The 22166-nt window shown below is 62.8% G+C and carries 21 protein-coding genes; 6 read left to right on the forward strand and 15 right to left on the reverse strand.

Annotated elements, in window-relative coordinates; all coding sequences use genetic code 11:
* Positions 1-50 precede the first annotated feature (50 nt).
* Positions 51-1508 (forward strand): NCS1 family nucleobase:cation symporter-1, encoded by a 1458-nt coding sequence (locus PWP93_RS24135; protein WP_421046319.1) that lies wholly within the window; start codon positions 51-53, stop codon positions 1506-1508.
* Between the two features lie 61 nt (positions 1509-1569).
* Here PWP93_RS24135 and PWP93_RS24140 read toward each other — a convergent pair whose 3' ends face one another.
* Positions 1570-3570 (reverse strand): gamma-glutamyltransferase family protein, encoded by a 2001-nt coding sequence (locus tag PWP93_RS24140; protein WP_421046320.1) that lies wholly within the window; start codon positions 3568-3570, stop codon positions 1570-1572.
* Positions 3571-3724: 154 nt separating this feature from the next.
* Between PWP93_RS24140 and PWP93_RS24145 the strand changes: the two genes are divergently transcribed.
* Positions 3725-3952, forward strand: a complete 228-nt coding sequence (locus tag PWP93_RS24145; protein ID WP_421027557.1) for a hypothetical protein — start codon at positions 3725-3727, stop codon at positions 3950-3952.
* 46 nt (positions 3953-3998) lie between these two features.
* Here the strand turns inward: PWP93_RS24145 and PWP93_RS24150 are convergent, their stop codons facing one another.
* Complete coding sequence (locus PWP93_RS24150) at positions 3999-5108, reverse strand: LysR substrate-binding domain-containing protein (RefSeq protein ID WP_421046321.1); 1110 nt, start codon at positions 5106-5108, stop codon at positions 3999-4001.
* Here PWP93_RS24150 and PWP93_RS24155 point away from each other — a divergent pair.
* Positions 4995-5990 carry an aldo/keto reductase gene (locus tag PWP93_RS24155; RefSeq protein ID WP_421046322.1) on the forward strand — a complete coding sequence of 332 codons (996 nt, stop codon included), beginning with the start codon at positions 4995-4997 and terminating at the stop codon, positions 5988-5990. The genes PWP93_RS24150 and PWP93_RS24155 overlap by 114 nt on opposite strands.
* A gap of 60 nt (positions 5991-6050) precedes the next feature.
* Here PWP93_RS24155 and PWP93_RS24160 read toward each other — a convergent pair whose 3' ends face one another.
* The 3 genes from PWP93_RS24160 to PWP93_RS24170 form a co-directional block, all read right to left on the reverse strand.
* Positions 6051-7199: a porin gene (locus PWP93_RS24160; protein ID WP_421046323.1), complete on the reverse strand. Its 1149-nt coding sequence runs from the start codon at positions 7197-7199 to the stop codon at positions 6051-6053.
* Positions 7200-7309: 110 nt separating this feature from the next.
* Positions 7310-8170 (reverse strand): transporter substrate-binding domain-containing protein, encoded by an 861-nt coding sequence (locus tag PWP93_RS24165; protein WP_421046981.1) that lies wholly within the window; start codon positions 8168-8170, stop codon positions 7310-7312.
* 90 nt (positions 8171-8260) lie between these two features.
* On the reverse strand, positions 8261-9049 hold the full coding sequence (locus PWP93_RS24170; protein WP_421046324.1) for a HalD/BesD family halogenase: 789 nt from the start codon (positions 9047-9049) through the stop codon (positions 8261-8263).
* A 107-nt stretch (positions 9050-9156) separates the two neighbouring features.
* On the opposite strand from PWP93_RS24170, the gene PWP93_RS24175 reads away from it, so the two are divergent.
* On the forward strand, positions 9157-10059 hold the full coding sequence (locus PWP93_RS24175) for a LysR substrate-binding domain-containing protein (protein WP_421046325.1): 903 nt from the start codon (positions 9157-9159) through the stop codon (positions 10057-10059).
* 8 nt (positions 10060-10067) lie between these two features.
* On the opposite strand, the gene hutC is transcribed toward PWP93_RS24175, so the two are convergent.
* The 6 genes from hutC to PWP93_RS24205 form a co-directional block, all read right to left on the reverse strand.
* Complete coding sequence (gene hutC, locus PWP93_RS24180; protein ID WP_421046326.1) at positions 10068-10799, reverse strand: histidine utilization repressor; 732 nt, start codon at positions 10797-10799, stop codon at positions 10068-10070.
* A gap of 77 nt (positions 10800-10876) precedes the next feature.
* A complete protein-coding gene (locus PWP93_RS24185; protein WP_421046327.1) occupies positions 10877-12487 on the reverse strand; it encodes an aromatic amino acid ammonia-lyase in 1611 nt (536 codons plus the stop codon).
* Between the two features lie 20 nt (positions 12488-12507).
* Entirely contained in the window at positions 12508-13299 is a 792-nt protein-coding gene (locus PWP93_RS24190; RefSeq protein ID WP_421027565.1) for an ABC transporter ATP-binding protein, read from the reverse strand.
* Positions 13300-13324: 25 nt separating this feature from the next.
* Positions 13325-14071, reverse strand: coding sequence for an ABC transporter permease (locus tag PWP93_RS24195; RefSeq protein WP_421046328.1), 747 nt, complete (start codon positions 14069-14071; stop codon positions 13325-13327).
* Between the two features lie 18 nt (positions 14072-14089).
* Complete coding sequence (locus tag PWP93_RS24200; protein WP_421027567.1) at positions 14090-14812, reverse strand: ABC transporter permease; 723 nt, start codon at positions 14810-14812, stop codon at positions 14090-14092.
* An 87-nt stretch (positions 14813-14899) separates the two neighbouring features.
* Positions 14900-15757, reverse strand: coding sequence for a transporter substrate-binding domain-containing protein (locus PWP93_RS24205; RefSeq protein WP_421046329.1), 858 nt, complete (start codon positions 15755-15757; stop codon positions 14900-14902).
* Between the two features lie 588 nt (positions 15758-16345).
* Between PWP93_RS24205 and PWP93_RS24210 the strand changes: the two genes are divergently transcribed.
* Positions 16346-17134 carry a hypothetical protein gene (locus PWP93_RS24210; RefSeq protein ID WP_421046330.1) on the forward strand — a complete coding sequence of 263 codons (789 nt, stop codon included), beginning with the start codon at positions 16346-16348 and terminating at the stop codon, positions 17132-17134.
* Between the two features lie 87 nt (positions 17135-17221).
* Here PWP93_RS24210 and PWP93_RS24215 read toward each other — a convergent pair whose 3' ends face one another.
* Positions 17222-17989 (reverse strand): ROK family protein, encoded by a 768-nt coding sequence (locus PWP93_RS24215; RefSeq protein ID WP_421046982.1) that lies wholly within the window; start codon positions 17987-17989, stop codon positions 17222-17224.
* A gap of 235 nt (positions 17990-18224) precedes the next feature.
* Between PWP93_RS24215 and PWP93_RS24220 the strand changes: the two genes are divergently transcribed.
* Entirely contained in the window at positions 18225-19013 is a 789-nt protein-coding gene (locus PWP93_RS24220) for a hypothetical protein (RefSeq protein ID WP_421046331.1), read from the forward strand.
* Between the two features lie 52 nt (positions 19014-19065).
* On the opposite strand, the gene PWP93_RS24225 is transcribed toward PWP93_RS24220, so the two are convergent.
* The 3 genes from PWP93_RS24225 to PWP93_RS24235 form a co-directional block, all read right to left on the reverse strand.
* On the reverse strand, positions 19066-20004 hold the full coding sequence (locus tag PWP93_RS24225) for a LysR family transcriptional regulator (protein ID WP_421046332.1): 939 nt from the start codon (positions 20002-20004) through the stop codon (positions 19066-19068).
* A gap of 160 nt (positions 20005-20164) precedes the next feature.
* Positions 20165-21082: an NAD(P)-dependent oxidoreductase gene (locus PWP93_RS24230; protein WP_421046333.1), complete on the reverse strand. Its 918-nt coding sequence runs from the start codon at positions 21080-21082 to the stop codon at positions 20165-20167.
* Positions 21083-21187: 105 nt separating this feature from the next.
* A complete protein-coding gene (locus PWP93_RS24235) occupies positions 21188-21946 on the reverse strand; it encodes a GntR family transcriptional regulator (RefSeq protein WP_421027573.1) in 759 nt (252 codons plus the stop codon).
* Positions 21947-22166: the final 220 nt, after the last annotated feature.

The raw sequence follows: 22166 nt of genomic DNA on the forward strand, positions 1-22166 counted from the left end.
CAATTCGCTGAACTAATGTGAGCGGCGGAATTATGCGAGGAGAGAGCATCGTGGAAAGACAGGACAGGAAACTGGCCGAACTGGACCCGACAGGCCGGCTGTATAACGACGACCTGGCGCCCGCCACCGAGCGGAAGTGGACGTCCTATAGCTTCTTCGCGGTCTGGATGTCGGCGATACACAACATCGGCACCTATACGTTCGTGGCGGGCTTGTTCGTGCTCGGCATGACGGGGTGGCAGGTGCTCGCGTCCATTCTGATCGGCACCGGCATTCTGTTCTTCGGCATGAACTGGGCTGGCCGCATGGGGCAGCAGACCGGGGTGCCGTTTCCCGTGATGGCGAGACTCAGCTTCGGCATCTGGGGCGCCAACGTGCCGGCGCTGATTCGCGCGGTCATCGCTATTTGCTGGTACGGCATTCAGACCTATCTGGCTTCGACCGCCGTGGTCGTCCTGTTGCTGCGCATGAATCCGGCCTTGCAGCACTTGGAGGACCAGAGCCTGCTCGGTCTCTCGTATCTCGGATGGGCCTGCTTCGTGTTTCTGTGGGTCATGCAGCTGCTCGTGATCACGCGCGGCATGGAAGCGGTGCGCCGCTTCCAGGACTGGGCAGGACCAATCGTGTGGGTCGTGATGCTGCTGATGGCGCTGTGGCTCTTCGCGATGGCCGACTGGCATCTGCCGATGAATCTGTCCGTCAAGCCCTTGTCGGGCAGCGGGGTGGCGCAGGGCATTCTCACCGGCGCATTCCTGCTGGTCTCCACTTACGCGACCATGCTGCTCAACTATTGCGACTTCACGCGTTTCGCGAAATCGGAGCGCGCCGTGATCGTCGGGAATTTTTGGGGAATCCCGATTAATTTCGCGGCGTTCGCCGCCATCAGCATCACCATGACGGTGGGCACCGTGGTGGTGTTCGGCAAGGCCATCACCGACCCGGCATTGATCCTCGCCAGAGTGCCCAACACCTTCGTGCTGGTGGTGGGCGCACTGATGTTCATCGTGGCGACCATTGGCGTGAACGTCGTGCTCAACTTCGTGTCGCCTGCCTATGACCTCGCCAACGTGTGGCCCAAGCGCATCACGTTCCGTCGCGGCGGCATCATCAGCGCGGTGCTGGCGCTCGTGGTCATGCCCTGGAACCTGTACTCGAACCCGGTGGTCGTGAACTACTTCCTGGGCGGGCTCGGTGCGTTTCTCGGGCCGCTGTTCGGGATCATGGCCGCCGACTATTTCCTGATCCGGCGCGGTGTGGTCAAGCTCCAGGACCTGTATCGCTCGGACGAAAACGGCGAGTACTTCTATCGCAATGGTGTCAATCCGAAGGCAATGGCCGTGTTCGTGCCGACCGCGGGCGCGGCGGTTGCGGTTGCGCTGCTGCCCGCGCTCTCCGCGATTGCAGCGTTTGCGTGGCCGATTGGATTCGTGGCGGCGGGCGCGGCGTACTTCGTGGTGATGGGCGGAACGGGCGCGCGCGCCAATGCCGGAGTGGGCGCGCTGGAGTAACGGTGTACGCCGCGCGGGTGGGGCGGTCACGCGCCCGCGCGGCAGCCCCGCATCCTGAACATCAGGGCGTGAAGGTATCGCCGAGCACCACGCCTTCGCGGCGCGGATCGGTGCCGCCCTGCAGCACGACAGACTGGCCTCGCGTGACACGCATCACCGTGTTGATGCCGCTAGCTTGCGACGCCGTCGACACCTTATGGCCGAGTGTGGTCAGGCCTGCGATCAGCGGATCGTGCACGCCGTTGTCGGTGAGATCGAGATCGGGATGCTCGCCGCCGATCGTCGTGGTCGGGCTGTTGCTCGCGCCGAAGTCCATCAGCCCCGCCGACTGCTGCGCGTCGAGCCCCCAGTCGAGCACACCCACCAGCGTCTTCACCACATATTGCGGAATCGTGCCGCCGCCGGGCGAGCCGGTGGCCATCACGAAGTCGCCCCGCGAACCGTCGGCCGCAACCTTGAACACGAGCGTCGGCGCCATCGAGCTGCGCGGCCGCTTGCCGGGCTGCACGCGGTTCGCGACCGGATTGCCGGCGCTGTCGGTCGGGCTCGCGGAGAAGTCGGTCAACTGGTTGTTCAGCAGGAAGCCGTGCGTCATGTGGAACGAACCCATGCTCGACTCCACCGTGGTCGTGGCGGTGAGCACGCTGCCGTCGCCGTCGACGATCGTGAACTGGTTCGTGCCGTGCTCGATCTGGTTGGCGGCAATGCCGACCGGCACCGCGCCGAGATTGCCCGCCTGCGCCGTGCCCAGACTTTTCGACATGCTAATCAAATTTGCACGGCTCTTCAGGTAGGGCTTGTTGAGCAGGGTGTCCCATGTGCCGCCTGGCAGCGGAACGAAATCGGTATCGGCAACATACTTGTCGCGATCGGCATACGCGAGCCGTTCCGCTTCCGTGATCAGATGCACGCCGTTGACGGTGGGCTTGCCGCCTTCGAGGTCGATGGCCGTGGGCGGGAGCGATGTCAGGTCGAAATTCTCGAGAATGCCCAGCGCGGACGCAACCGCGATCCCGCCCGAGGACGGCGGCGGCATCCCGCAGATCCAGTACGTCGCGCGATACGTCGTGCAAACCGGCTCGCGCACTTTTGCCTGATAGCCGGCGAGGTCGGCGAGCGTGGTCTTGCCGGGCGTGAGCGTCGAGCCGTCGGCGCCCGTGGTGGCGGCGATCTTCGCGACGATGTCCTGCGCAATCGCGCCAGTGTAGAGCGCGTTCGCGCCGGATTGCGACATCTGCGTGAGGGCATCGGCGTACGCGGGGTTCCTGAGCACCGTGCCGAGCGTCTTCGGCGAGCCGTCCGCGTTCAGGAAATACGCGGCCGCTTCGGGATCGCGCTTCAGGTTCGGCGCGGTCGAGGCGATGGCCGCGGCGAGACGCCCGCCGATCGGAAAGCCGTTGCTGGCGAGCGTTATCGCATCGCCGAACAGGCCGCGCCAGGGCAGCTTGCCGTGGTCGTGCTGCAAGGCTTCGATCAGGCGCGGCACGCCGATCGTGCCGATCGAGCGGCCGCTTGCGCGCGGGTTCGGCAGCGGCGTCGTTTGATCGGTCGTGTCGTCGATATAGCGCAGATAGTTTTCGGTCGCGGCGGCGGGCGCCGTTTCGCGGCCATCGTAGGCTTGCAGCGTCTTGCTGGGTCCGTCGTAGTACAGCAGCACGCCGCCGGAGCCGAGGCCGGTCGCTTCGGGAACCGTGAGGCCGAGCACGGCCTGCACCGCGACGGCCGCATCGGCGGCGGTGCCGCCGCGCCTGAGCACGGCGCAACCGGCCGCGCTCGCGTAGGCGTTCGAGGTTGCGACCATGCAGGTCCGGGCGTAGCGCGGCTTCAGTCCCGTCCGGTAGCCCGACGCGGCTTCGGGCAGCGACGGATCGCCCGGCTGGTTCGAGCCGACGACGACGGTCGAGCCGTTGTTGTCCACCGCGAGGCAGGCGCTGGCGTCCGTGGCAAGCGGCGGAGCTGACGATTGCGGCGGCGGGTTGTTGCTGGAATCGCCGCTGCAGGCGCTTATCAATGCCGCAGCGAGCAGCACGGAAATGTAAGGCCGGATCGTGGTGATTTTCATCGTCGTGGACCGGAGTTGTCGTTCGAGGAACGGGATGTGGGGCTGAATCAGCAGATGAATGGTTTCTTAAAACATTCAGAAAGGCAAACGGAATTCATTCAGGTTGTGGGGAGGGAGCGCTAAAGTTCACGCGGCCGTTGCCGACAATCTGGGCATGGCATGCGAACCACTTGAACCTTCCGGGAACCATCCGATCTGGGCCGAAGCACGGGCACTGGAGGCCAGCATTCGCGCGATCCGGCGCGCGCAGGGCAAGAAGAACCCCGAGGACTTTCCGCCGCATAGCCCCGAATGCTTCGCCGCGATGAACGAGTTCGTGCGCGATGTTTGCCGGGTGCTAGAAATCGATCTGAATGAGCCCGATGTCGAAGACGATGACTAGCACCAGGCCAATTGCATGGCATATCCGGCTTCGCTAGATCGCGCTGTCATCCCCGATACCGGAAGAACTCGATGAAAGCCCGCAGCGCAGGCCGCATTTGCCTGCGCGAGGGGTAGTAAATATAGAAGCCGTCGAATTGCGGACACCATTCCTGCATGACCGGAATGAGACGTCCAGCACGAAGATCCTCGTCGATCGCTTCCTCGAAGAGAAACGCGAGCCCCAAACTGTCGAGCGCCGCCTGCCGCATCAGGCTCTGCTGCGGCAAGATCAAATTGCCCTTCACCTCGACGCTGATCGGGCACCCATCCTTTTCCAGTTCCCAGCGGTAAATGCGCCCGCTTTCGAAACGTCGCCGGATGCATGGGTGATCGGCGAGATCGCGAGGATGCATCGGCTGCGGATGGCTTTCAAAATAGAAAGGCGTCGCGACGATCAGACTCCGGCGCGGGCTACTCGCTCGCACGGCGATCATGTCCGCCTGGAGACTCTCGCCCAATCTCAATCCCGCGTCGCAACCGCTTTCGACGATGTCCTCGAACAGGTCGGACGTGCGAATGTCGAGTTCGATCTGCGGATAGCGCGTGCTGAAGTCTCGCAGGCGGGGCATGATCAGTTCTTCCGCCGCCAGCATCGGCATCGTGACTCGCAGCGGCCCGGAAGGGGCCTCGCGCTGTTCGGCCGCCTCGGCCAATCCCGCCGCGATGTCCGAAAGCGGCGCGCCAACCCGGTCGAGCAATCGTTGGCCTTCCTCGGTTGGCCGTGTCGAGCGGGTCGTGCGTGCCAGCAGCCTGACGCCCAGACTGGCTTCGAGCGTCGAGACCGCATGACTGACCGCCGAGGGCGCAATGCCAAGGTGATCGGCCGCCGCGCGAAAGCTTCCAAGCTGCGAAACGGTCACAAAGACGGTGAGTTGTGAAAGCTGCGTTCGGTCCATTGTTCTATCGGATAGATTGAGGCAATCGAATCCGGACATATTATCGAATGATCGATCGGCGACTACGATACCTGCATCCCGACACGTTCGCGAAAGGAGAGAAAGATGCAGATGCGCAGACTTGGGCAATTCGATATTTCCGCCATTGGCCTCGGTTGCATGGGGCTGAGTCAGGCCTATGGGGTGCAGGACGAAGCAGCGTCGACCGATACGCTGCACCGGGCGGTCGATCTGGGTGTGAGCTTTTTCGACACCGCCGAGGTGTACGGGCCGCATCGCAATGAGATCTTGTTGGGGCGCGCGCTCAAGCCGTATCGGGACAAGGTGGTGATCGCGACGAAATTCGGCTTTACGTATCGCCGCGACCGTGACGATTTCGGCGAGATAACCGGCACCGATGGCCGCCCGGAAAATGCCCGCGCCGTGGCGGAGGCATCGCTCAAGCGCCTGCAAACGGATGTGATCGATCTGTATTACTTGCATCGTGTCGATCCGGCCGTACCCGTCGAAGAAACCGTGGGCGCGATGGCGGACCTGGTCGCGCAAGGCAAGGTGCGGGCAATCGGCTTGTCGGAAGTTTCAGCCGAGACCTTGCGCCGGGCGCATGCGGTCCACCCCATCACAGCGCTTCAAAGCGAATATTCGCTCTGGACGCGCGATGTCGAGCGCAATGGCGTGCTGGCTGCTTGCCGGGAGCTCGGGGTCGGCTTTGTGCCGTTCAGCCCGCTCGGGCGCGGCTTCCTGACGGGCACGGTAGCGTCGCTCGCGGCGCTGGACGAGCAGGACTTTCGCCGCAGCCTGCCGCGCTTCCAGCCTGGCCATATCGAGGCGAATCGCAAGCTCGTTTCGGCGGTCGAGGCCATGGCGCTCGAGAAAGGCGTGACGGCGGCCCAGCTCGCGCTTGCCTGGGTTCTGGGGCAAGGCGACGACATCGTGCCGATCCCGGGAGCCAAGCGCATTGCGCATCTGGAGCAGAATGCCGGCGCAGCCGATATTCGATTGAGCGCGGACGAATGCGCGAGGCTCGAAGCCATCTTCTCGCCCGAGCAAATCTCTGGCGGACGCTACCCGGAGGTGTTCGAGAAGATGGCGCAGAACTGACGAATGCGTACCGAGCCGGGGGCAGATCTGCTCAGGCATTTCAGCGCCCGGTTGAACAACTCAGAATGAATGTCTGATGGCGACGCGACTGACGAATTGCCGGTTCGACGACGAGGAATTATCCGCACCGGTAATGAATGCCTGATCCAGGAACGTCCCCGTATTGCCGTCCGCAACCTGCTGAAATACCCCTTGAAGATAGACATCCGTGCGCTTCGAGAGGTTGTAGTCGAGCATCAGGCCCACCTGGTGCCATTTGGGCCGCGCGCTGGCATTGCTTCCCTGGTACTTGCCAAGCGTGTACGTGTACATGGCCTGTGCGAAAAGCGCCGGCGTGAAGTCGTACTTCGCATTGATCTCAAAGTTATCGAAGTCCAGCGAACTGACTGTCACACCCGCTGGAAAGGTGCCGGGCATCAGGTAGCCGTTGCCGCCAGGCGCGTCCAGCGACGTGTGGCTATAAACAAAGCCCAGCGTCGCGCTGGCCATCGTATAGGTGACCCCCGCCCCATAGGTTCGCTGATGCCCCGCGACAAAACTTGCGTCGTTCGTCGCCACCGCGCCACCGCTATTGGCACCGACGTTATCGATGTCCATGTAGGCGAGAGCCAGCGACAGCGAACCTGTGCTATAGGCCGCTCCAATGCTATAGAGCCGGTTATTGGCGAACGCACCGGCGGCATTGCTGAAACCATAGACGCCACCGAATGTAAAGCCCGCGATATTCGGGCTGGCGTACTTCACCGAGTTGCTGACCCGAAACGAATTATCCGTATTGTCATTGTCGTACGGATGAGCGAACAGGTATCCCGAGTACCCGCCGTTTGCCGTGAGCGGCGCGAGATAGTCCACGACTGAGTCATATTGGCGTCCGAAGGTCAGGCCGCCCAGCTTGTCGCTTTGCACGCCGACGTAGGCTTGCCGGCCGAACATCCGTTCCCCCTGGCCAGCGCGTCCGCTATTGACGTCGAAACCGTTCTCGAGCGTAAACAGTGCCGCGAGCCCACCGCCGAGATCTTCTTTGCCGTTGACGCCCCACCGGCTACCTGCCGCGTAGCCACTTTCCATTTCGTACGCGTGCTTACCTCCGGTATTCGTCGTGAAGTTGAAGCCCTCGTCTATAATCCCATATAGAGCGACGGAGCTTTGCGCGGACGCAATCGACGAAATGAATACGAACCCCCCGGCTACGAAAATTTTCTTTATCATAGATGTCTCCATATTAATAATTGGCATTACAAATTATTTATTTCGGAAGGAGCGGGTATTCGGGCAGTGCAGCATTGGCTGGACTGCCCTATATCGCCATACTCACGCCATCATGGTGTGATATTGATGCTGAACCACTTCTGTGACAGTTTCTTCACGGTGCCGTCCGCGAGCGCGGCGGTAAGCGCGGCATCGAATTTCGCCTTCAGATCGGCATCACTCTGACGGAATGCGAGTGCTTCCCCTGGACCCCAGATTGTTCCCCCGATCTTCGGACCCACGAAGGCAAGCGACTTGTTTTCCGGCTGCTGAAGGACCGCCGAAAAATAACTCACGTCATCGAACGCGACGTCGATCCGGCCCGAAGCGAGATCGAGATCGCGCTCAGGTGACTTCTTGTACTCGCGAATCGTGGCGACGTCCTTGAAGTTCCTGTTGATGAAGTCGGTGTACGCGGTGCCGATCTGAATGCCGATGGAGCGCCCCTTCAATGCCACGCGAAGGCGGTCAATGGCGGTTTTGTCCGCTTTCGGGTCACCGGTCAGCTTGAGCACCTCCGCAGTACCGCCAATGCCGGAGAGCATTTTTGGGTCGGCTGAAACGAACGCTCCCGGCGTCAACGCATAGGGACGCGAAAACGCGATCACTTTTTCGCGCTCCGGCGTCACCATGATGGCGTCCATCAATACATCGAACTTGCCCACCCGCAGACCCGGAATCATCGAATCCCAGTCCTGCGCAACCAGCTTGCATTCGATTTTGATGCGTGTGCATAGATTCTGCATCAGTTCCGGCTCGAAGCCACCGAGCTTTCCGCCGGGCAACGTGATATTCCACGGCGCGTAGGCGCCTTCAGTAGCGATGGTGACCGACGTCCACTCTTTCGCGTCGGCAGACGAGGACAATGTCACAGACGCACCCCACACGGCCAACGCGACCAGCCGGCCCAGCACCCCACGCTTGATAAGCATCATTCGTCTCCGTTCGAGAATTTCTCGTGATTTAATTTCGTTATCCAAATTGAATTGATCGGGCCGTTGGCTCACGTTTGCCGATAACCGCTAGGCCGCGCGCCCGTAAAACCCGAGCTTTTCTTCGTCGCTAAACACGACACCCGATTTTTCATAGTAGGAAAAGACAGCAATCATCCTCTCGCGAATTCCGCGCACGCTCGTGACGCGGTGCGCCGTGTTCTTGCCTCTGAACACGTTGAGGTTCCCGGCCTTGAGCCTGAGGGTTTTGACGTGCGGGTCACGCCCTTCAAGAAGCCTGGCGACACCGTCGTAGTTCGGATCGTCGTCCGAGCGCAGGTCTGAGCGGTATTCGAATTCCCCGCCCGCTTCCGGCTCTTGCAACAACAACGTGGTCGTAAATTCCGCACGGTCAAAATGCCAGTTCAAAGTCTCGCTCTCGCGGTACGACATGACATTCACACGCGCGAGCGGGTCCTGCATCACGTGAAGCGAGCGCTTCCCCATGGTCGCCGCGAGAAAATGAGCAAGGGGTGCGTACTCGTATATCGCCAGCACGATGCTCTCGGGAATCTGGTCGGCGCAAACGGTGTGGCTAACGGTTTCAACCTCGCGAAGCGCCGGGTGGCCCGCATAGAGCTCCGGAATTTCGGGCTTGAAGTAGATGTTGTGCGACCGTTTGTGGGTATGGGACTTCGTATCCATCACGGGCTGAATCTCGGCAACGGCTTTTTCCGCCACGCCGGGCAAAAGCAGTCCTTCGAGATTGAACATTCCGTTCGCTGCCAGATCGGCAATCGAGCGGTCAACCAGATTCTGCCATTCGGGGCTTCCAATTCGATCCAGCGGGTGACGATCAAGATTCAAAATGTGCCGCATATTCGCCTCTTCAGATAGTGAGAGGAAAAGATATATTGAAAAAATCTTTCTTTCAACGGCGTAAATTGTTAGCCTACAAATAGAAAAACTTTTGCTGGAGACGCGAGATGTCGAGACTTCCTCCCTTGAACGCGGTCAAGGCATTCGAGGTGGCGGCGCGGATGGGTGCGTTCGCCATGGCGGCGACTGAACTCGGGGTGTCGGCGGCGGCCGTGAGTCAACAGGTGCGAAATCTCGAGGAGTATTTGGGCAAGCAGCTTTTTGTGCGCACCGGCAATCGCATTACGCTAACCGATGCCGGGCTCGCGATTTATCCCCAGACCGCGCGTGCGCTGAATGATATCGCTGCAATGACCGTGCGTATTCTGGAGGGCGAGATGCGTATGCGACTCGCCGTCAGCGTACCGGCCTCACTCGCGGAAACCTGGCTGGCGCCCAAACTCGCCGAGCTGCTCCATCATTTTCCTCAGATGGCGATCGATATTCGCGTCGAGGACGATCCGGTCGACGTGGTGCGCCAGGATATCGATCTCCGGATCAGCTATGGCGACTACCATTACCCGACGCTTGCGGCGATCCCGCTCGTCCACGACGAGGTGCTGCCGGTTTGCGCGCCGGACTTCTGGTACAAGCATGGCAACAACGAATTCGACCTTGCTCTGATGCACGAGAGCATGTTTATCCACACCAACTGGGGACCGAATTACGCCTCTCATCCCACATGGAGCGACTGGTTCGGGAAGTTTGGCAACGGCACGCATCCCGATCCCTCGCGTGGGCGGCGGGTCGGGCTTTCCAGTCTGGCGATTTCGTCGGCGAGGTTAGGGCTGGGCATCGCGCTCGGTCAGCGGGTCATGGCGCGAGCGGACCTGGAGGCGGGCCGCTTGATTGCATTGTCGTCGATGTCGCTTCCACTGGGGCATCCATACTGCGCCTTCCTTTCAGGCGCCAAGTCGGAGCGTGCCGACATCAAGCGGCTGGTGGCGCTGCTCAGCGACAACCCGCGGTGACAGGCGTCTCAAACCGCGCCAGCGAGGTGAAATCGTGACGCCGGGTGCCAGAGCTGCACGGCGGTCGCGACTGCATCGCCCACCCAGGTACGGCGCCAGAGCAACAGGCAAGGCTCACCGATCTCCATCGCCAGATGACGGCGAATCTGCGCATCGGGCTTACGTGCATAGATGCGGAACTCCGCGCGCTGGATCGGCGCGAGGCGCACCATGTAATTGTTCGGTGTCTCCAGTGTGAAGTCCTGCTCCAGATACTGTGGGAATACCCGCGGATTGACGTAGCGGTCCTCGTACTGGATCGGCTCGCTTTCCTCCATGTGCACGATGACGGAATGAAAGACCGGCCCCTTGGCCAGATCGAGCTCGCCAATCGCGGTCGGCGCGTTGCTGGCTTCCAGCGCGATCACACGCGCATCATGGCGATGCCCGCGTGAAGCGATCTCGTTCGCGATGTTGCGAACATCAAGCACCGTGGATTCATAATCGCGCGGCGCGACATAGGTGCCCGAGCCCTGCACACGCGTGACCACGCGTTGCGCGGTCAATTCGCGCAACGCGCGCGAGACCGTCATGCGCGCGACGCCGAATTCCTTGACGAACTCGGTCTCCGACGGGATGGCATCACCGGGCCGCCACGTGCCATCGGCGATGCGCTCGATGACGTATCGCTTGATCTGCTCGTACGGAGGAGCGATCTTGCGCTGCGTCGCCGCCTGGTTTGTCTCGGCTTCTACCCGCATTGTTGTGCTCATGGCTGCCGTTGCCCCCCCTCGGTTAAATCGCGGTGAATCGTTCCTTCGTCATCCTCAAGACCTGCTCAAGTGCCGACCGCACCAGGTAGCGCATCGTTGGCTGGCGCGGCGGTTCCGTCTGCCACCGGCTCGATCGGAGCCGGCGTCCAGCGTTCAGTCGTCGCGGGCACTGGCAAAGGGTCGGGCAGCGGTGGCGGGCCGCCATCGGCGATCATGTGAAACGCCAGCGTCATGTCCTCCGCAAGCGGGCGGTCGTCGCGATACGTCGGCAAGAGGCCGCGAACCTGTGCGTAGAGCCGCTCCGTGTACGGCGCGCGCGCGGCCGAAACGGACTGCAGATCGTACGCTTGCGCGGCCGCCAGCAGTTCGATGCCCAGAATGCGGCTGCTGTTTTCGATGACCGTGAGCGCTTTGAGCGCGGCCGGTGTCGCATGACAGAGGTGGTCCTCCTGCAGTCCCGACGTCACACCGCCATCGAGGCTCGCGGGGGCGGCTTCGCGCCGGTTCTGCGCAACGAGTGAGGCCGCGGTGTACTGCGCAATCATGAAGCCCGAGCGCGTGCCGCTCGCATCGGTAAGAAACGCGGGCAGTCCGCTCACGAGCGGGTTCACGAGACGGTCCAGGCGCCGCTCGGCCATGGCGGCCACCTGGGCGAGCGCGGCGGCGAGACTGTCCATCGCGAGCGCGATCGATGCGCCTACCGCGTGCGCCTGCGAGTACACCTGTGGCTCTTGTTGCGTTCCCACCACGATGGGATTGTCCGTCGTGGAGGCCAGTTCGCGGTTCACGACTTCTTCGGTGGCGGCCAGCACGTCGCGGGCGGCGCCGTGGACGTGCGGAATGGTCCGCATACTGAGCGGGTCCTGCGTACGGCGACCGAGCGACGCGGCCAGCAGGCCGCTGCCGGCCAATGCCGCACGCATGCGCGCGCCGACCAGGGCGAGCCCCGGCGAAACCCGAAAGGCAAGCGATCCGGCGTCGAAGGCCGCCATTTGTCCGCCAAGGTTCTCGAAGCTCATCGCCGCCACGGCGTCCGCCCAGTCGAGCAGCCAGTGCGCGCGCTGCAGCGCGAGCGCCGCGAGCCCGGTCACGCAGGGCGTGCCGTTCACGAGGCTCAGGCCTTCCTTCGCCTCCAGCTTCAGGGGCTCGAGGCCGAGCCGTCGCAGCGCCTCGCTGCCGGCCATGCGCTCGCCGCGCCAGTTGACGTGACCGGCGCCCACGCACACCAGCGCAATATGCGCCATATGGCTCAGATAGCCGACCGAGCCGAGCGCGGGCACTTCGGGCAGGCAATCCGCCTCGAGCAGCGCCGCGAGCCGCTCGACCACCTCCACACGCACGCCTGAGTGCCCATGCGCATAGTTGTTGATGGCCGCAGCCATGATCGCGCGCGTTTCCTGCGGGCCGAGCGGCGCACCTACGCCCACCGCGTGACTCATCAAGATGTTATGCGAAAGGTCGTGCTGCTCGATCGGCGATACCACGACGTCGCACAATGCGCCGACGCCCGTGTTCACCCCATAGGCCCGGATGCCACGTGCAATGATCTGCTCGACCAGTGCACGCGCGGCGCCGATACGTTCCCGAGCTTGCGCCGAAAGTTCGAGCGGCGCGCCTGCAGCAACTTCGCAGATTTCGCGCCAATCCAGAGGGCGGTCTGAACGAGTGACGGACATGGATGATCCTTGTGGGTAGCTCAATGCGCGTTGCGATCCTGATGGCTCGACACGAACTGGCGAAAGCGCTCCGACTTCAGTTCGCCGAAGACCTCCTGCGGCGTGCCGTCCGAATCCACCTGGCCCTGGTGCAGGAACATCACGCGATTGGAGACGTGCTTCGCAAAACCCATCTCATGCGTGACAACAAGCATCGTGCGCCCTTCGTCGGCGAGCGCGCGCATCACGCGCAGCACTTCACCGACGAGTTCGGGATCGAGCGCCGAAGTCGGCTCGTCGAACAACATCACCTTCGGATGCATCGCGAGCGCGCGTGCGATCGCCACGCGCTGCTGCTGGCCACCCGAAAGGTGCGCCGGATAGTGGCCGCGCTTGTCGGCAAGCCCCACCTTCGCGAGCAGCGCCTCGGCCTCTTCGACGGCTTCGGCACGGCTGCGCTTTTGCACGCGCATGGGACCTTCGATCAGATTTTCGATCACGGTCATATGCGACCAGAGATTGAAGTTCTGAAAGACCATGCCGAGCTGCGAGCGCACGCGGTCCACCTGGCGGCGGTCGTCGGGTTGCAGCTTGCCGTCGCGGCGGCGTTTCATCTTCAGCTCTTCTCCCGCGAGCGAGACGGAACCATCGTCGGGCATCTCCAGCAGGTTCAGGCAGCGCAGGAAGGTGCTTTTGCCTGACCCGCTCGCGCCGAGGATCGAAATGACATCACCTTCATGGGCGTCGAGCGAAATACCCTTGAGGACATGATGGTCGCCGAAAGACTTGTGGATGTTTTTCACGGACAAGGCGACCGGTGCGGCTGCGTTCATACGTTTCTCCGAATGGGATGGCCGATCACGAGGCGGCGCGGCGGGTTTCGAGGGCCGTGGCGGGACGGCTGGCGACCGTCGGCGCGGCACGCAAGTGGCGCGACAGGCGATGCTCAAGGAAGCCGATGATTCGGACTACGAGGAAATTCAGGAGCAGATAAATCAGTGCGGCGCAGGTGAAGACCTCCGTCGTGCGGTAGGTCTGCTGGATGATCTGCTGCGCGACGCCGGTGACTTCCCACACGGTGACGAGACTCGCGAGCGCCGTCGACTTGACGAGCAGCACGGCTTCGGTCGAATACGCGGGCAGGCACTGGCGCAGAGCGATAGGTCCAATCACGCGGCGCAACAGCGCGAAGCCCGAGAGGCCGATTGCGTAGCCCGCCTCGATCTGGCCCACCGGCACGGCCATCAGGCCTCCGCGAATGATCTCCGCCGTGTAGCCGGCCGTGCAGAGCGCGAGCGAGAGGACGGCACAGACATATGGCTCGCGGAGCACGGGCCACAGGAAGCTCTCGCGGATTACGCCGAATTGCCCGAGCCCGTAATAGACGAGAAACATCTGGATCAGGAGCGGCGAGCCGCGGAACACCAGAATGTAGGCGCGTGCGAAGCGGTTGGGCAGCCAGTGCGGCGACACGCGCATCGTGACGATCACGAGCGACAGAAGACCGCCTATGACGAGCGAGGCGAAAAACAACCCCAGCGTGGTCGGCACGGCACCGATTAACTGGCGCAGGGTGTCGAGAAGGAACTCGAAATCGATATGCATGACGATGGGATCCGTGCGTCAGTTGCGCGCGAAGTTGCGCTTGAAGGAGCGGCCCACGTACGCCTCCGCACGGCCGAACACGCGGTTCGACACACCGGTCATGGCGAGGTACAGCACGCCGCCCACCACGAAGAAAAGGAAGTACTGATGCGTCGATCCCGCCGCCACCTGGCTTGCGCGCAGCAACTCGGCGAGCCCGGTAACGGAAATGAGCGCGGAGTCCTTGAGGCTGAGCTGCCAGACATTGCCGATGCCTGGCAATGCGAAACGCAGAACCTGGGGAATCAGGATGCGGCGCGCCATGACAAGCGTCGGCATGCCGATGGACCGCGCCGCCTCCAGCTCTCCACGCGAAACAGCCAGCACGGCGGAGCGATAGACCTCCGCCTGATACGCGCCGGATATCATGCCCACGGCGAACGCACCGATCACGAACGGTGGCACGCCGATGAAGCCGTCGGCACCGAACCATTGGCCGATCGAAGACACGAGCGTCGAGCCTCCGAAATAGAACAAGTAGATGACGAGCAGTTCCGGGACGCCGCGAAACACGGTCGTATAGAAGTCCCCAATCACGCGAGCCGTGCGAAAGCGCGAGAGCTTCGCAGCCGCAACGAGCGCCCCGAACACCGCGCCGATCGCAAGTGCCGCGAGCGTCAGCACCACCGTCATCAGTGCGCCGAGCAACAGCACGTTGCCCCAACCTTCGGTCCCGAAGCCGAGCATTTCAAAGAGAGCCATAAACTCCATCCCACGCAAGCCAGATAAACGATGCCGCGCAGCATCACATCGTGGATGCGATGGGCGCGGCGAGGCCGTAAGCGCCGCTCAGGGCGTCACGTCGGTCTTGAACCACTTGATCGAGAGTTTTTTCACGGTACCGTCGGCAATCGCCGCGGTAATTGCCGCGTCGAACTTTGCTTTCAGGTCGGCGTCCTGCTTACGGAACGCCAGGCCTTCGCCCGGTCCCCAGATCGGACCGCCAATCTTCGGGCCAACCGTCACGGTGGGCACGGCTTCCTTCTTTTCGGCGTTCGCGGCGTAGTAGGTCACGTCGTCGAACGACGCGTCGATACGGCCGTTGGCCAGATCGAGGTCGCGTTCGGGCGAGGTCTTGTACACGCGGACCGACGCGACGTCCTTAAAGTTTTCGTTGATGAAGCGCGTATAGACGGTGCCGGACTGAATCCCGATCGTCTTGCCCTTGAACGCGGTGCGCAGCGTCTGTATCGCGGGCGCATTGGACTTTGCGTCGGTATCGAGTTTCAGCGCCGGAGCACCGGCCGCCGCATTGGGGAGAATCTTGGTATTGGTGACCGCGAAAGTTGCCGGCGTGGCCGCATATGGCTTCGAGAATGCAATGATCTTTTCGCGCTCGGGCGTGATCGAGATCGCATCCATCAGGACGTCGAACTTACCAGCCTGCAGGCCGGGAATCATGCCGTCCCAGTCCTGCGCCACCAGATTGCACTTTAACTGTGCTCGTGCGCACAGATTCGCGGCCAGTTCCGGTTCGAACCCGCCCAGCTTGCCTCCCGGCAAAGTCATATTCCATGGCGCATAGCCGCCCTCCAGGGCGATCGTGACGGTTGTCCAGTCTTTGGCTTGCGCGCCACCGCCGAAAATCGCAGCGCCGAGCGCAGCACTAATTAATCCCTTAGCCAACTTGCTGTACTTCGCCTGCATATCGACACTCCTTTGATCGCAAAAGACGGGGGCCAGGTGCGCAGCATTGTGTCGCGCATCTTGTCTAGTCAAGATGCTGTAACAAATTAATAGATGCAAGTGGTTTCCCAGAAATTGTCATCAACCCAGGGTATATCCCTGGGCGTCAAAAAGACCATGTAGCATGGGGCTATTGGATATTTACTCCCGCCCCGGCAAGCTTCCCGATGTAATGCACAGTCTTCCCCGAAAGAAAGGGCGGTATTGACTAGACGACATTGGCTTCTGAGTTGATGGTAGTAATAGAACGGATAGCGATGACAATGCGCGAACTGGGCAGATTCAAGGTCTTCGACAAAGGGAACGTTACAGGTCGATTGTGGTGCCGGATCCGCTGGTTGATCTTCGCGGCGAAGTAGTTCATATTCAATATGAATTTTTCGACCGCTATCCGTCGTTTCACGGCGCAGCATTCCTATGCGTAAAGAGCCAGGCTCCGGCAACGCTGGCCCGCGGCAGTGTTCCAGTTGTGGGGCCAGGCTTGCAGGGCCGCTGAATTTTTGCCCCCATTGCGGCGCGAGCCAACTGGGCGCGTCGCCGCGCGAGCCGATGCGGGCCGATCGTCCCTATGAGGAACGCGAGGCCCATCACCGGCGTTCGTATCTATATGCGTTCGCGACCGTGGCCGTGTTCGTGTCGGTTTTCGCCGGCTACGTGCTTTCGCATCGCAATGGCGGGGATGGAGCCCCCGAGGCTCAGGTGGCTCAGGGGGCCGTTGCGGGCACGCCGCAGGAATCGGCGACGGTGGCCGCCAACGAGCCCGCTCACGCCCCGCCCAGCGCCGCCGCGCCGCCCGCGCCCATGCCGTCTCCGGTGGCCGTGCCCATGCCGTCCGCGCAGACCGCGCCGCCGCCACCCGCTGCTGCGCCGGTGTCGCCGCCTCGTCACGCAGTCGCTTCGCATACGGAAACCGCGCCACGGGGCGCCGCATCGCTCAAGAGCCTGCGCGACGAGCGCGCGGCCGCCATGAAGCACGATGCGAGTCTGCGCGCGGACATCTCCCGCAGTCTTGCCGGCGCGCGAGCGAGCCTCGACAAGAACAATCTCGGTCCGGCCCGCAGATCCATCATGAGCGTGCTGGCCGAGCAGCCCGGCAACGGCGAGGCGCTGCAAATGCAATCCGAGCTGCTTGCCCGCGAGCAAGATCGTGACTTGCTGCTGGGCAGTGCGCGGCTGTGCGCGCGCCAGGCCGACTGGGTGTGCGCATGGCGCAACGCGGGACGTGCACTGACCGTCGATGCATCGAGCGGCGAGGCGAGGGACCTGCTCTCGCGTGCGATGGCCGAGCAAAGCGCAAAGGGCGAACGGGAGTTCGATCCTAGTCTGGATAATCAGTAGCGACGTCTTCCTGCCGACGCCGCCTGTCAATCGAAATAATCAGTCATCCTTGGTAAATGGCGTCGCAGCCATTGCAAGCGCGCCTGGTTACCGTGCTTGCCGCACTGAACGCGGATGCCACAACCGCGCGCCACCTTCAATGCCGCGCTCGTTCGGCACGATTGCCACGTTCGGCGGCAGCTCGAAGGTGAGTCGCGCCGCATTGCCGCCGCCAATCCACAGCTTGTCGTAGTGCACGAGCGATTCGAGAATGCCGATGACTTTCTCGATGCGCTTGTTCCAGCGTTTGTTGCCGACCTTGCGGCGCGCGGCATCGCCGATATATTCGTCGTACGCGCGCTTCTTGCTAACCGGATGATGCGCGAGTTCGAGATGCGGCATCAATTCGCCGTCGCGGAACATCGCTGTGCCCGCGCCCGTGCCGAGCGTGAGGACAAATTCGAGGCCGCTTCCTTCGATGGCGGCGAAGCCCTGCATTTCCGCATCGTTGATCATGCGCACCGAGGGATTGCCCAGGCGTTCGCCAAGCATTTGCGCGAGCGGCACGTCGCTCCAGCCTTCTACGCCGAGATGCGGCGCCGTGAATACACGGTTGTCGCGCACGAAACCTGGAAAGCCGATCGACACGTGCGTGGGCGGATACTGTTCGACCAGCGGCTTGACGAGCGCATCGAGCGTGTCGACGAGCAGCGCTGGCGGGCAAGGATGCGGCGTCGCCACGCGCACGCGTTCGGTGCGCATCGTGCCGTCCGCATCGATGATCGCGGCCTTCAGGCCGGTGCCGCCTATGTCGATGGCAAGAATGTTTTCGAGGCGCGGCGATGTGGGCGCGGCATGCTTCGTGCTGGCTCGAATGCTTTTCGACGTGTTTTTTGTGCTGATCACTATTCGGCTCTCCATTGATCGCACGACGCGGTGCGATGTCATTGCGTCGCTCGCCCGATGCAACCGTGCTTCGATCGAGCCCTCGCTGTGCGCAGCGTAGCACGGCACCGTTTGCACGGCCGATGGCAGGGATCTGACGATCGTTAAGGCGGTGTTAAGGCTGGGTTGAATAGAATTCGGCGGTATTCACTCAGGAGAGCTGCCCATGAATTCCACCGCCAAGGGCGTGGCAGAGCACGCGCTTAGCAAAGTTCCCGAACTCACGCTCGGGTTCTGGATCGTCAAGATTGCCGCAACCACGCTCGGCGAGACCGGGGGCGATTGGGTCACGATGTCGCTGAACCTCGGTTATCTCGTCGGCACGCTGATCTTTTTCGCGGCCTTCGTGGTTCTGGTTTCGGCGCAGGTGCGCGCAAAACAATTCCATCCGTCACTGTATTGGGCCACGATTGTTGCAACCACCACGTTGGGCACGACGCTGGCCGACTTCTGCGACCGCTCGCTCGGTCTCGGCTACCCCGGCGGCGTGACGATCATCGTCATTCTGCTCGTCGCGAGCCTGGCAATCTGGTACCGCGTGGAAGGGACCGTCTCGATCGAGAGCGTGGCGACGGTGCGCGTAGAGTGGTTTTACTGGACCACGATTCTGTTCTCGCAAACACTGGGCACCGCGCTCGGCGATTGGGTGGCGGGCGAGGACCGTGGCGGCATCGGGCTCGGCTACGAAATGGGCGCTGCTATCTTCGGCGCGGGGATCGCCGTGGTTGGACTGCTCTGGCTGTCCCGCCGCGTTTCGCGCACGACGCTGTTCTGGGCGGCATTCGTGCTGACGCGCCCGCTCGGCGCGACGCTCGGCGACTTGCTCGACAAGCCGATTGCGCAGGGTGGTTTCGAGGTCAGCCGGTTCTACGCCTCTGGCATTCTGTTTGCGTTCATGGCGGTTTGCATCATGCTGCTCCCGCAACGCGCGGCGCGCCGCGTATCGGCAAAGTAGTGCGTGCGGTGTCGAGGTCACGCGGCCGTGCGGTGCTCATGGCACGACCCGCTCATTCGAGCGGGAAGCCGCCCTCGAACGACTGTCGCAGAAACTCGATAAAGCGCGTGACGGCTCGCGGCACGTGCACGCCATAAGGGCGCACCACGTGCAACTGCGGGGCGAACCCCACCGGCCGCCAGCCGGGGAGCAGCACAACGAGCTTGCGCGCCTGCAACGCGGATTGCGCGCTGAAGTCCGGCAACAGCACGATGCCGAGATGCTCGAGCGCGGCGTCGCGCAAGGCTTCGCTGTTGTTGGCCGCGAGCGGGCCGTTCACGGTCACGCTCACGCGCGACTGCACCGCGCGGCGGCCCGTCTTCTCGAACGACCACACGCCCGAACCCACGGTGCGCGGGTAATAGAGGCAGTCGTGCGCCGCGAGATCGGCCGGCGTTTTCGGAATGCCGTGCTTCTTCAGATAGGCGGGCGTTGCGGCAATCACCGAACGGATGTCGCACAGCTTCCACGCCACGTGCGTTTCCGGCACCTGTGAGCTATGGCGGATCGCGAGGTCGAAGCCTTCGCTGGCGATCGAAGTGAGCCGGTCGGAGAGCTCCAGTTGCACGCGCACCTCGGGGTTCTCCCGCGAAAAGTGCGCGAGACGCGGGACGAGTTGCTGGCGTGAGAACGCGACCGGTGCGGTGACGCGCACGGTGCCGCGCGGCACCTCGGCCATTTCGCGCACGCTCGCGAAGCTGGTCGCGATGCGCTCGAATTCCTCGCGCGTCTCTTCCACGAGACGCTGCCCTGCCTCGGTGAAGCGCACGCTGCGCGTGGTGCGCTGCACGAGCGCGACGCCGGCCACGCGCTCGAGTTCGGCAATGCGCTGGCTCATCGCGGCCTTGCTCACGCCCAGACGCGCGGCGGCCGCCGTGTAGCTGCCCTGTGCCGCAAGCACATTCAGCCAGTGCAGATGCATCCAGAGCGCTTCGACCTTCTGCGTATCCATGAAAGCGGATCCTGCCTTCCAGACCGGAAAATGCCGCCGATGATAGCACCGCGCGTGTGCACTTTTTATCGGCGGCGTCGAGGATTGTTCGCTTCAGCAAACAATCGACGCCGAAGGTGCGCGGCCAGTGCGACGGCGAAAACAGCCGCGCGCCTGCGCGTCACGCGCCGGCGTCGAGCTTGCGCAGGCGCCAGATCAGGCTGGACGTATCGAAGCGGCTGCCGCCGAGGCGCTGCACATCGCCGTAGAACTGGTCGACGAGCGCGGTGACCGGCAGCGCCGCGCCGTTGCGCTTCGCTTCGTCCAGACACACGCCGAGATCCTTGCGCATCCAGTCGACGGCAAAACCATAGTCGAACTTGCCCGCCATCATGGTCTGTCCGCGGTTGTTCATCTGCCAGCTCGCCGCCGCGCCCTTGCCGATCACATCGAGCACGAGCGCCATGTCGAGGCCCGCGCGCTCGCCGAAGTTGATTGCTTCTGAAAGCGCCTGAACGAGGCCGGCCACGGCAATTTGATTGACCATCTTCGCGAGCTGCCCCGCGCCCGCCGCGCCGATCAGCGTGACGGCCACCGCGTAGTGGGCGAGCGTGGGCTCCACGCGCGCGAAGCTCGCGGCTTCGCCGCCGCACATGATCGTGAGCTTGCCGTTTTGCGCACCCGACTGGCCGCCCGACACCGGCGCGTCGATGAAATGCAGGCCAAGCGGTGCGGCGCTCGCGGACAGCTCGCGCGCCACGTTGGCCGAGGCGGTCGTATGGTCGACGAACACGGTGTCGCGCGCCATGCCCGCGAATGCGCCGTCCGGGCCGAGCACAATGCTGCGCAAGTCGTCGTCGTTGCCGACGCAGGCGAACACCAGCTCGGCGCCCTGGGCCGCTTCGCGCGGCGTCGAGGCCGCGCGCCCACCGTGCTCGGCAATCCATTGCGCAGCCTTGGCCGCGGTGCGGTTGTAGACGGTGACGTCGAGCCCGGCCTTCGCGAGATGACCGGCCATCGGATAGCCCATCACGCCGAGACCCAGAAACGCGACGCGGCGCACCGGGTGGGGCGGGGTCGAGGTTGCGGTTTGGCTCACGGTGGCTCCTTGGGATGGGGGGAAGGGGGCTCATTATCTCAGCCAGGTTGTGCGAGCGGTCGACGAGGCTGTTTCGAAGGGCGCGAAGGTCCTCGTCGGTAATGCTCAGGCATCGGACCCGCTCTTCACCACGCTTGCCAGATATTCATAGTGCTCCGTGTTGATGTGCGAGATTCGGTGCTCGACGGGTTTCTGGTTATAGGAATGTGCTACCCGCTCAACTTCGAGAACCGGCGCGCCCGCCTCAAGCGCGAGCAAAGTCCCTTCGAGCTCGCTCGCTTGAGACACGCGCACGCGCTCATCGGTGTCCACTACATTGATGCCGAACGCATCCTGGTAGAAGTTGTAGAGCGTGTCTTTCCGGTCCCGCAGCGTCGCTTCGGTGAGCGTCGGGAAGAGGGTTTCGGGCAGCGTAATGGTCTCGACAATCACGACCTTCTCATGCAGCGCAAGGGCATTGATGAACGTGAAGACGCGCGCGCCTTCCGCGATATTGAGCTTCGCCGCGATCACGCGTGAGGCCTTGCCCTTTTTGAAGTTCACCAGCTTGACCACCGGGTAGCTGCGCTCGCCATCGCGACGCACCACGCGGAAGTAGCGAAAGAAATGTCGGTCGCGCCGATGCGTCGCGACGAATGTTCCGAGCCCTTGATGACGAATCAGAATGTTCTCGGCGCAAAGTTCGTCGATGGCCTTGCGCAGCGTGCCGATCGACACGCCGAAGCGCTCCGCCAGACGCTTTTCCGATGGAATCGCCTCGCCGCCTTTCCATTCCTTCGCAGACAGCGCCGCCAGGATGCCCTCCTTGACCTCCTTGTACCGTGTGCCGCCCAACGTGGCCGGCATGGCCGTGATCGTGTTCATCGCGCCTCCCTGTAGTCGTTTTGCGACGAGCCCTCGAATGGATCTTCGAACGGCCTGATTGTACCCCGGGAAAACCATATGTAACACATATATATGAGTTAGTTGACATGGATGGGATGCCGGCCTAGTATCCGCTTCAACGGGGGCATTGATGAGCTCCCCCGATCTCACCAACCAGGAGGAGCACATGAGTTACGTGACAGCAGGAGCAAGCGGAGCG

Source organism: Paraburkholderia sp. A1RI-2L (assembly GCF_048957375.1).
Lineage (GTDB): Bacteria > Pseudomonadota > Gammaproteobacteria > Burkholderiales > Burkholderiaceae > Paraburkholderia.